At 39.2% G+C, this 10,680-nt stretch carries 9 protein-coding genes and 1 pseudogene; all 10 read left to right on the forward strand.

The window, feature by feature from the left end:
* The first annotated feature begins 1 nt into the window (after position 1).
* The 10 genes and pseudogenes from IJ535_RS11285 to IJ535_RS11330 all read left to right on the forward strand — a co-directional run bounded on the left by IJ535_RS11285 (position 2) and on the right by IJ535_RS11330 (position 10,555).
* Positions 2–1,081 carry a Gfo/Idh/MocA family protein gene (locus tag IJ535_RS11285; protein WP_294302795.1) on the forward strand — a complete coding sequence of 360 codons (1,080 nt, stop codon included), beginning with the start codon at positions 2–4 and terminating at the stop codon, positions 1,079–1,081.
* Positions 1,081–2,049 (forward strand): hypothetical protein, encoded by a 969-nt coding sequence (locus tag IJ535_RS11290; protein WP_294302798.1) that lies wholly within the window; start codon positions 1,081–1,083, stop codon positions 2,047–2,049. Before IJ535_RS11285 ends, IJ535_RS11290 begins: the two co-directional genes overlap by 1 nt.
* A 416-nt stretch (positions 2,050–2,465) precedes the next feature.
* Positions 2,466–3,404 (forward strand): annotated as a pseudogene (locus IJ535_RS11295) (sugar transferase).
* Positions 3,405–3,456: 52 nt separating this feature from the next.
* A complete protein-coding gene (locus IJ535_RS11300; RefSeq protein ID WP_294302801.1) occupies positions 3,457–4,614 on the forward strand; it encodes an N-acetyl sugar amidotransferase in 1,158 nt (385 codons plus the stop codon).
* A gap of 151 nt (positions 4,615–4,765) precedes the next feature.
* Entirely contained in the window at positions 4,766–5,377 is a 612-nt protein-coding gene (gene hisH, locus IJ535_RS11305; protein WP_294302804.1) for an imidazole glycerol phosphate synthase subunit HisH, read from the forward strand.
* Positions 5,378–5,386: 9 nt separating this feature from the next.
* Complete coding sequence (locus tag IJ535_RS11310) at positions 5,387–6,157, forward strand: AglZ/HisF2 family acetamidino modification protein (protein WP_294302805.1); 771 nt, start codon at positions 5,387–5,389, stop codon at positions 6,155–6,157.
* Positions 6,154–7,356, forward strand: coding sequence for a glycosyltransferase (locus IJ535_RS11315; protein ID WP_294302809.1), 1,203 nt, complete (start codon positions 6,154–6,156; stop codon positions 7,354–7,356). The genes IJ535_RS11310 and IJ535_RS11315 overlap by 4 nt, the downstream gene beginning before the upstream one ends.
* A 2-nt stretch (positions 7,357–7,358) precedes the next feature.
* Positions 7,359–8,516 carry a glycosyltransferase family 4 protein gene (locus IJ535_RS11320; protein WP_294302812.1) on the forward strand — a complete coding sequence of 386 codons (1,158 nt, stop codon included), beginning with the start codon at positions 7,359–7,361 and terminating at the stop codon, positions 8,514–8,516.
* 9 nt (positions 8,517–8,525) lie between these two features.
* A complete protein-coding gene (locus tag IJ535_RS11325) occupies positions 8,526–9,509 on the forward strand; it encodes a GNAT family N-acetyltransferase (protein ID WP_294302815.1) in 984 nt (327 codons plus the stop codon).
* Positions 9,482–10,555 (forward strand): hypothetical protein, encoded by a 1,074-nt coding sequence (locus tag IJ535_RS11330; protein ID WP_294302817.1) that lies wholly within the window; start codon positions 9,482–9,484, stop codon positions 10,553–10,555. The genes IJ535_RS11325 and IJ535_RS11330 overlap by 28 nt, the downstream gene beginning before the upstream one ends.
* Positions 10,556–10,680: the final 125 nt, after the last annotated feature.

A 10,680-nucleotide genomic window follows, 5' to 3' on the forward strand; every position in this document is an offset into this window, starting at 1 on the left:
GATGAAGTATGCAATTATTGGATGTGGACGTATTTCTCCAAACCATGTAGTAGCATCACAGAAGACAGGACTTGATTTAGTTGCACTTTGTGATTTGGACCTAAAAAACACTCTCGACAAGATAAGAAAATTCGACTTGGACGAGAATTATGTTAAGCAATATACAGATTATAAGCAGATGCTAAAAGAGCAGAAGCCAGAATTAGTAGCCATCGCTACAGAATCTGGTAAGCACGCAGCTATCGCTCTTGATTGTATCGAGGCAGGCTGTAATGTAATCATCGAAAAGCCAATCGCTCTTTCACTTGAGGATGCAGACAAGATTATTGAAGCTGGACATCGCAAGGGCGTTAAGGTATGCGCATGTCATCAGAACAGATTTAATAAATCTATCCAGATGATTCGTGAAGCTTTAGAGAAGGGAAGATTCGGAAAGCTTCTTTATGGTACAGCTCATATTCGTTGGGCTAGGGATCATGAATATTATGATAGAGCCAGCTGGAGAGGTACATGGGAGCAGGATGGTGGTGCACTTATGAATCAGTGTATCCACGATATCGATTTGCTTCGTTGGATGATGGGTGACGATGTTGTTCGTGTTATTGGTATGACTGATAGATTAAAGCATCCATACATTCAGGCTGAGGATTTAGGTATCGCTTTGGTGCAGTTTGCTAATGGTAGCTATGGTATCATTGAAGGAACAACAGATGTGTTCCCTAAGAATCTTGAGGAAACACTTTACATATTTGGTGACAAGGGAACTGTAAAAGCCGGTGGCGATGCAGTTAACCTTCTTGAGGAGTGGAACTTCTCAGATTATATCGATGAGCCAGAAGAGGTTAAGAAGGAATGCTCAGAACTTCCTCCTAATGTATATGGCTTTGGTCACACAAAGCTTTACAGGGATGTTATCGATGCAATTGAAAACGACAGAGAGCCATACGTAAATGGCGAGGCAGGCCGCCGCGCACTTGAAATGGTTCTTGCAATTTATAAATCAGCTGCAACTGGTGAGCCAGTAGACCTTCCAATGAAAGAATGCAGCACTAGGGATTTTGTTGGACGATTCGATAAATAATGGAAAAAGAATACGGGGGATGCCTCCCACTAGAACTTAACAAACTAAACATTGATTTATTCAAAGGCTTTGATAGCGTTGCTCTTAATTCTGGACGCAACGCCATCGCCTATGCCTGTTTAGAAGGCGGCTTTACTCACTGTTATATACCTTATTATACTTGCAAAACAGTTGAGGCTGGTTTGAAGGAAGTAGGGGTAACACCACTTTATTACAACATCGACGAAAGCTTTATGCCGGTTACTCCAAAGGAAGGGTTCAACGATAAGGCTTTATTCGTATATACGAATTACTTTGGAATAATGACTCATGTGATGCAAATGGATATCATTGCAGAGCATTCACATGTTTTATTTGATAATACGCAAGGATTTTACACCAAACCTATGCGTGGAACTTACAGTGCATACAGCTGCCGTAAGTTTTTCGGCGTTCCTGATGGTGCATATCTGGTAAGTGATTCATTAAAGAGACTTAACATACCACAGGGAAGCAGTGCAGATAATGCCACATTTTTACTTAAGGCTATTGAGGCTGGACCTAATGCAGCTTATGCCATGTCCAAGGACAATGAAGAGCATATTAATGAAGAGGGCATGGCTTACATGTCACCTCTTACAAATGCACTTATGTCAGCTGTTAATACTGAATCTGTTGAAAAACAGAGATTATCAAATTTCGAAAGATTACACAGTAAACTAGAAGCTTATAATAGGCTAAATATTAGTATAGAAAATGGTGCGCCTATGGTTTACCCTCTTTTAGTTGAAAAGGAAGGGGTCAGGGAGACATTAGTTGAAAACAACATATTTGTACCTCGTTGGTGGAGATGGATTGTAGAATCACCTGACACTAACGATTTCGAAAAGAAGTTATCAAGGTTTTTAGTGCCACTTCCAGTGACACAGATATATGACATTAATGATATGGATTATATTGCAAACAAAGTATTGGAGATAATCGCGTGAAAAATAAAAACACAGTTAGAAAGATAGAAAGCGCAATCGAGCTTGCTATCATGGCAATTGCATATTATCTTGTGTGGAAATACCAGATTTTCGACAGTGAATATTTTTACCCATTTTTAGGTCGTGGAAAATACGTACTGATGGGAATTTATTTTGTACTGATGCTTGTTATCATACATCTATGTGAAGGATTCAAGTACGGAATTCTAAAGATTGCAGATGTACTGTTTTCTCAATGGATAGCAATATTTATTGTAAATGCGGTAACATATTTTCAACTTTGCCTTATGGCAAATGTAATGATTCCTGTAGCACCGATGCTTAGGTTGACGTTAGGAGATTTTGTAATCTCAGGAATTAGTGTATATATTTTCTTTGCAATTTACCAAAGTCATTCCAAGGCAAGTAAGCTATTGATGGTATACGGCAATAAGGAATCAGTAAGCTTGAAGCTTAAAATGGACACACGTTCAGACAGTTATAATATCAGACGTATTGTGAGCATTGATGAAGGAATGGATTCTATTATTGAGATGCTTGCTGATTATGATGGAATAGTTATTTCCGATGTTAGTGCCGAGCAGCGTAACGATTTGTTAAAATACTGCTACATGCACGAAATTGAAACATATATTACACCAAAGATTTCCGATGTTATTATTGCGGGCGGCGAGGGTATTCATCAATTTGATACGCCACTTGTTATGATTAACACTACAGGTCTTACACCAGAACAGAGAAGTATCAAGAGATTCTTCGATGTAGTTCTTTGCTCTATAGCGTCAGTTGTTCTTTCGCCACTTATGCTTATTATTGCAATTGCAATCAAGCTTGAGGATCATGGCCCTGTATTTTACAAGCAAGCCAGAGTTACTAGAGATGGCAAAGTATTTGATATTCTCAAATTCAGAAGTATGGTTGAGGATGCGGAGCAGCGTCCAGCCACAGATGATGATGACAGAATCACAAAGGTTGGTCATGTAATCAGAGCCACCCGTGTGGATGAGCTTCCACAGCTGTTCAATATTATTAAGGGAGATATGTCCATCGTTGGTCCACGTCCCGAGCGTATTGAACATGTTCAGAAATACACAGAAGCCATTCATTAGTTTTAATTCCGTAGCAATGTAAAGGGCGGTCTTACAGGTTATGCTCAGATATACTGAAAATACAATACATCAGCATATGATAAGATCAAGCTTGATCTTATGTACATTGAAAACTATAGCTTTCTACTTGACATTAAGCTCATCCTGATGACTATCAGAATTGTGTTCAAGAAGGAAAGCACCGAAGGATTCGACAAAGTAGTAACCGCCGACGAAATCTTAGAAACATTAAATCAAAACAAATAAAAGCCTTCCCCCTCTGGGGGAAGGTGCCCCGCAGGGGCGGATGAGGGTTAACATGCCAATATACACACCAAAAATAACAAGAGAATATAAGCGTTGCACCCAATGCGTCATGGACACCACAGATTCTATGATTGAATTCGACGAACAAGGTGTCTGCGACCACTGCCGCAATTTCGAAAAAAATATTAAACCATACTGGGATCCAACAAAGGAAAATCGTGAAGAGCTAGAACGTATAGCTGCCCAAATCCGCAAGGATGGCGAGGGCAAGGATTATGATTGTATCCTTGGTATGTCAGGCGGAGCAGATAGCTCTTATCTTGCCTACATAGCAAAGGAAATCATGCATCTTCGTCCACTTATCTACGTAGTAGATACAGGCTGGAATCTTAATGTTGCAGTTGAAAATATAGAAAAGATTGTCAAGGGCATGGACCTTGATATGTATACTGATGTTATTAATTGGAAGGAGATGAGCGACTTCCAATTATCTATGTTTAAATCAGGAATCAGTAGCTGTGATGCTCCACAGGATCATGCTATTTTCGCATCTCTTTACAATTATGCTGTAAAGCATAAGATTAAGTGGGTTCTTACAGGTTCCAACAACAGTACAGAATTTGTACGACCACCTGTAGAATGGATATATATGAACGACCTGAGAATGTACAAGGACATTCATAAGAAATTTGGCAAGCGTCCTATGAAGACATACCCTACATGTGGAATCCTTAAGTATAGATTACTGTACAAATATGTTTATGGAATGAAGCGTTTCTATCCTTTGGATTATGTAGTATATGATAAGGCCAAAGCTGAAGAGTTCTTACATGAAAAGTACGGCTGGACTAAATACGAAAACAAACATTACGAGAACGTATTTACCAGATTCTTCGAGGGCTATTATCTTCCATACAAGTTTGGATTTGATACTAGAAAGAATGTATTCTCTACTCAAATCCTTGCAGGTACTATGACTAGAGAAGAAGCTTTAGAAAAGCTTAAGACTAATCCATACGATACAGACCAGATGGAGCAGGATAAGGAGTATATCGCTAAGAAGCTTGGTGTAACCACAGAGGAATTTGATGAAATCATCAACTCTCCAGCCCACACTCCAGAGGACTACAAAAACTCCATGTGGATGATCCGTCTAGGCGTCAAAATAAGCCAGATGCTAGGCATTGAAAAACGTAACATGCGATTTTAAGGTAAAAGTTAGCTTGTAACATAACAGGCCCTGTAATTAGACAAAGTAAGCCTGTAGCTAACAAGCATAAATGTTTCTGAAGGAGACATTCTAGTCGACGAAAGAAATATTTATGCTTGTTAGCGTAACAGGCGTAGGATTGAGAGAGACTATGGTAGCAATTATAAATTATGGTCTAGGTAACTTAGGTTCAATCGCCAACATGCTTAAAGTTATTGGCGAAAAGAGCGTAATCACTGCAGACCCAGAAAAAATCAAAGCAGCAGATAGAATCATCCTGCCCGGTGTAGGTGCATTCGATGCAGGCATGAGCAAACTTAACGAATCAGGCGTTGTGGATGTCATTAAGGAACAGGCTAATGCTGGTAAGCCAATCCTTGGAATCTGCCTTGGCATGCAGCTTCTAGGAAATGCATCAGAGGAAGGTGAACTTCCAGGACTTGGGCTTATAGATTTCAGCTGTAAGAGATTTGATATTCCTGCAGAAATGAATCTTAAAGTGCCACACATGGGATGGGATATTGTAGAGTTCAAAAAGGATGTTCCACTAATAGATGGAATTGAAGGACGTCAAAGATATTACTTCGTTCATACATATCATGCTGTTTGTAACAATTCAGAGGATGTAATGATGACCTGTGATTATGGTTATGAATTTGCATGCGCTGTTAATAAGGGTAATGTTTACGGTGTGCAGTTCCATCCAGAAAAGAGTCATGATTTTGGAATGAGACTATTCGAAAATTTCTGCAAAAAATGCTAAGAGGTAGCTATGTTTAATAGACCAAGAATTATCCCTGTTCTTCTTATTGATGACAGAGATTTAATAAAAACAATTAATTTTAAAAAGCCAACATATCTAGGAGACCCAGTCAACGCTCTTAAGATTTTCAATCGTAAGGGTATTGATGAAATGGCTGTATTAGATATATCTGCCAGCAAAAAGGGAATCGAGCCAGATTTTGAGCTGCTTACAGATATGGCATCTGAAGCATTTATGCCACTTTCATATGGCGGCGGTATCAAGACTCTTGAGCAGGTTCGAAAGCTTCTTGCCATAGGCTATGAGAAGGTTGTACTTAACACCAGTCTTGTAGAGGATGAACATCTTGTTAGGGATGCAGTAGCACTTGCAGGTTCACAGTCTGTTGTGGCATCTATTGATGCAAAGCTTGTAAAAGGTCAATACAAATGTGTCATCTGCGATGGTACAAAAGTTATAGATATGACACCTGTAGAGCTGGCCAAACACGCTGCAGAGCTTGGTGTTGGTGAAATTTTCCTTAACAGTATCGACAGAGATGGAATGATGACAGGTTATGATACAGACCTTATAAATCAGGTCGTTAATGCGGTAGATATCCCTGTCACAGCTTGCGGTGGTGCAGGTTCTATATCGGACCTTAAGGATGCACTTGTCAATGGACATGCCCATGCAGCAGCAGGCGGCAGTATGTTTGTGTACTATGGCAGATTAAAGGCAGTGCTGATTACAGCTCCAACAGAGCAGGAGCTTACAGAGGCGGGAATATACACAGAATGAAAATATTACTTATAGATGTTAATTGTAAATACAGCTCCACAGGCAAGATAGTATATGATTTGTATAATAGGCTTAACGCTGATGGGCATGAAGCCAGAATTGCTTACGGCCGTGGAGATGTTATAGACGAGCAAGGTATTTACAAATTTGGCATAGATTCAGAAACAAAAAAGCATGCATTGCTTACTAGAATTACTGGAAAGAATGGCTATTATTCTCCAAAATCTACCAAGCGTTTGATTCAGTATATAGAAGAATTTAAGCCTGACCTTATACATATACATGAATTACATGCATATTTTGTAAATCATTTGGAATTGCTAGACTATCTTAGACAAAAGCAGATTCCGATAGTGTGGACTTTTCACTGCGAATACATGTACACAGGAAAATGTGGATTTGCATATGAATGCCAGGGTTACAAAACAGGATGTGGCAACTGCCCATATCTGCGTGAATATGTAAGTTCATTTGGAATAGATAAAACTGCCCAGATGCTTTCTGACAAAAAGGCAGCTATGGCAGGGCTTAATATAAAATCAATCGTCACACCATCTAAATGGTTGGCGGATAAAACAAAAGAAACCTATTTAGGTCATTATCGTATATGCGTTATCAATAATGGAATAGATACATCTGGAATCTTTTATCCTAGGCCAAAGGATGCGGATTTACGCAGGGCATTTGGTATAGGCGAAGATGACAGATTAGTTCTTGCTGTTGCCCCTAACATCATGGATGTTAGAAAAGGAGGACAGATGGTTTTAGATTTGGCTAAGACAATGCCAGATACACAGTTTGTCCTAGTAGGTGCAGATGAAACCAAAAGAATAGAAAAAAATGTTCAGCTAATCAGCAGAACTAAAAATCAGGACGAACTTGCTAAGTGGTACTCCGAGGCAAATGTATTTATTATTTGCAGCAAGGCAGAAAATTTCCCTACCACCTGTGTGGAAGCATTGTGTTGCGGTACCCCTGTAGTTGGACTTGATGAATGTGGTACAAAAGAAACTGCACCACAGCCTTATGGCACATTTGTGTCAAACGATGCATATGTACTTGAAACACTAAAAGCTGCAATAGATATTCAGTTGGATAAAGGGCTTACAAGCAAAGAGATTCGTAAGTTTGCTGTGGAGCATTATGATAATAGCGTAATGTATAAAAGCTATTTAGATATTTATAATTCAAGGAGTTAAGTATGAAAATACTACACATAGGATTGCCATCCCATTTTACTGAGGGAATGCTTTATCAGGAGAATATGCTTATTGCGATGAATAGAGCAGATGGTCATGATGTGACAATTATTACAGATGTATATCATTATGAGGGAAGCAAACTTGTAGAGGGACCAGAAGAAGACCGTGTCATGGATAATGGCGCCCGTCTAATTCGACTCAAATATGATAGAGTTTTTCATAGCGATTTATGGACAGAAAAGATTCAAAAATGCCGTAAGCTGAAAAAATATCTTAATGAAATACAGCCTGATACAATTCTATACCATGGAGTGTGTGGCTATGAGATGATGGATGTGGCAGAATATTGCAAGAAGCACACAGAGTGTCATTTTTATATGGATAGCCATGAGGATTACACTAATTCTGCAATGACTTTTGCTAGTAAGATTTTTTATAAAACGATACATGGATATTTTGTTCACAAGGCATTGCCAGAGGTAGACAAGATTCTTTACTTAGGTGTGCAGATGCGAGATTGGCTCAAGGATATTTATGCAATTCCTGATAGCATGATGGAATTCATGGCAATCGGGGGTATAATATACACACCTGAGCAACAGACTGAAGCCAGACAGGATATCATCAACAGATATGCCCTTCCACAGGATGCCATAATCATGGCTCACTCTGGAAAGCTTTCTGCTGGTAAGCGCACAGCAGAGCTACTTAGAGCATTTTCAAAGGTACAGGATCCACGCATGGCTCTGTTCGTGTTTGGCTCAATACCAGATGATATGGAATCTACTATACGTCCTCTTATTGATGCAGATAGCCGCATTCATTTTATGGGGTGGAAGGTTAATAAGGAGATTGAGCAGTTCCTTGCTGGTGTTGATTTGTATTGTCAGCCAGGGGGACAGTCTTCTACATTTGAAACAGCTATGTGCTGTGGATGTGCTAACATGACATACCCACATGAAACATATAAGGATGAAACATATTCTGATTGCAATGGAGAAAACTATTTCTTTGTAGAGACAGAGGAAGATATGGAAGCGGTGTTTAAGAGAATTCTTGACAATCCACTTGTGTTAGAGCAGACAAAAGCAAAATCGTTTGCATTTGCAAAGCTTCAGTTTGATTATGAAACTATTGCAAGAAGAATTTATACCTAGAGGAATGATATGACAAACAAAGAACTATTTGATAAATTTTGCGAAGATAATTATGTGTGTATATATTCTAAGCCTTGGTGGCTGGATGCCATTGTAGGTCCAGAGAACTGGGATGTATGGATATATGAAAAGGGCGGTAGAGTTTGGGCTGCCATGCCATATTATCTTGAAGAAAAAAATGGAATTAGACGTATTACAAAACCACCTCTTACTCAGACTAATGGTCTTATTGTTAGTTATCCAAAGGATCCACAGTCTCTTGCCAAGCGTGCAAGCTATGAAGAAGAGATATGTGATGCTGCAATTGAGTTCATCGAGTCTTTGGGGCTGGATTTATACGAGCAGCAGTTCCAGTATAAATATTCTAACTTCCTTCCATTCTTCTGGCATTTTTATAATGTCATTCCAAGATACACTTATGTTATCGAGAACACATCAGACATGGAACGTGTAGATGCTGGAATCAGCAGTAAATATAAAAACATGATTAGAAAGGGCGAAAAGAACGTCCATCATTTTGGAACAATAGATGCAGATACATTCTATACAGAGCATGAAAAGATTTTTGCAAGACAGGGATTGCCTGTTCCTTTCACAAGAGAACAATGGCATAGAGTGTATGATGCAGCATATTCTCATGGCGCTGGTGAAGTGTTTGCAGCTCTTTCAGAGAATGATGAGGTGCTTTCGCTCAGCTTTTTGATTTGGGATGAGGAGAGCCTTTATCTAGATGCAGGTGGTCCAATCCCAGAACATAGCCGCCTACAGACATACGATGCCCTTGTTCATAAATCTATTGAGAAGGCCCATGAGAAAGGGCTTAAGTTTGATTTTGAAGGTAGCGTGGTAAAACAGATTAACCATAGCTTTAGAGAATATGGTGGTCGCCCAATAGAATACTATCGTTTTAGAAAAGTATTTAATCCAGATATCATTCGTAAAGAAGCAGAGGATACAATAAAAAGATGCAGCCAGAATTCGAATATACAGTAGACTTAAAATATAAAAATATATTGATTATAATGCCTAAGTTCTATAGCTATCAGGCTAAGATACATGATGATTTGATAGCTAGAGGAGCTAATGTGGCTTTTTATGATGAGGAGCCAGAAAGAGGCAAGTTTCTAATACTGAAGAATCTTGAGAAGCTATTAAAAAAAGACAATATCTTTAAGAAGTTTAATCAGCAGCTTAAGGAGAAGATTATTGCGGAGATGCCAGCTGGTGGTTACGATTATTTTCTTGTTATAAGGGGAAATGTACTTACAGAAGATATTATAAGGGATATTAAGGAACAGGCTCTTAAGCCAGGAGCCAAGACGATATTCTATGCTTGGGATTCATTTGAAAACATGCGTCATAAAGGTGAGCTTGGCAGAATATTTGACAGACGCGCTACATTTGATTCGGTAGATGCTAAGAATAACAGCGATTATGAGCTATTGCCATTATTTTACACAGATGAATTTGATGCTAATCAGGTAAAGCATGCTATTGATAATAAATATGATTATGTAAGTGTGGCAGCGTTCTATCCATTTAGATACAGATATTATAAAGCTTTAAAAGAAGCTAATCCTGACAAGAAACTGGCACTTAAGCTTTATCTAGCTCCTAGTGTATATCGAGGAAAAAAGCTTAAAGATCCAAAGCTAGTAAAGAATCTAGATATGGATATTGTAAGCTTTACTCCATTTGAAGCTGAGTACATCAGAAATCTGTGCTTATCTTCTAAAGCAGTGGTGGATTTTGCTCAGGAAAACCAGCAGGGTTTGACAATGCGTACAATGGAGACCCTTGGAATCAAGAGAAAGTTGGTAACAAACAACATATATTTAAAGGACTATGAGTTCTATAATGAAGACAATGCAGTAATTCTTGAGGACTTACCAGCCAAGGCTGACGCCGCCGAATCCACTGGCGACTACTCAGCCTTCGTCCTCCCAGACGCAGACTGGCTAGATAAACCATATGCGGAAAACGAATCAATCCGCAAGAAATACAGCATCCACGCATGGCTAGACAACCTCTTCGCCTAGGCTTCTCCCTTAGTAGGGAGAAGCTGTCACCGCAGGTGACTGATGAGGGTATGAATTAAGAAAATAGGCTTCCCCCCTTGAGGGGTTGCTAGATGTCCAGTGGACATCTGTTTAGCAACGACCGG

This window comes from Pseudobutyrivibrio sp., assembly GCF_017471675.1.
In the GTDB taxonomy this organism is placed as follows: Bacteria; Bacillota; Clostridia; order Lachnospirales; family Lachnospiraceae; genus Pseudobutyrivibrio.

What these genes read in the sequence shown, in the direction of transcription:
- IJ535_RS11315 (WP_294302809.1), top strand. Translation starts at nt 6,154, where the DNA reads ATGAAAATATTACTTATAGATGTTAATTGTAAATACAGCTCCACAGGC.
- IJ535_RS11330 (WP_294302817.1), top strand. Translation starts at nt 9,482, where the DNA reads ATGCAGCCAGAATTCGAATATACAGTAGACTTAAAATATAAAAATATA.
- IJ535_RS11320 (WP_294302812.1), top strand. Translation starts at nt 7,359, where the DNA reads ATGAAAATACTACACATAGGATTGCCATCCCATTTTACTGAGGGAATG.
- hisH (WP_294302804.1), top strand. Translation starts at nt 4,766, where the DNA reads ATGGTAGCAATTATAAATTATGGTCTAGGTAACTTAGGTTCAATCGCC.
- IJ535_RS11290 (WP_294302798.1), top strand. Translation starts at nt 1,081, where the DNA reads ATGGAAAAAGAATACGGGGGATGCCTCCCACTAGAACTTAACAAACTA.
- IJ535_RS11285 (WP_294302795.1), top strand. Translation starts at nt 2, where the DNA reads ATGAAGTATGCAATTATTGGATGTGGACGTATTTCTCCAAACCATGTA.
- IJ535_RS11325 (WP_294302815.1), top strand. Translation starts at nt 8,526, where the DNA reads ATGACAAACAAAGAACTATTTGATAAATTTTGCGAAGATAATTATGTG.
- IJ535_RS11310 (WP_294302805.1), top strand. Translation starts at nt 5,387, where the DNA reads ATGTTTAATAGACCAAGAATTATCCCTGTTCTTCTTATTGATGACAGA.
- IJ535_RS11300 (WP_294302801.1), top strand. Translation starts at nt 3,457, where the DNA reads ATGCCAATATACACACCAAAAATAACAAGAGAATATAAGCGTTGCACC.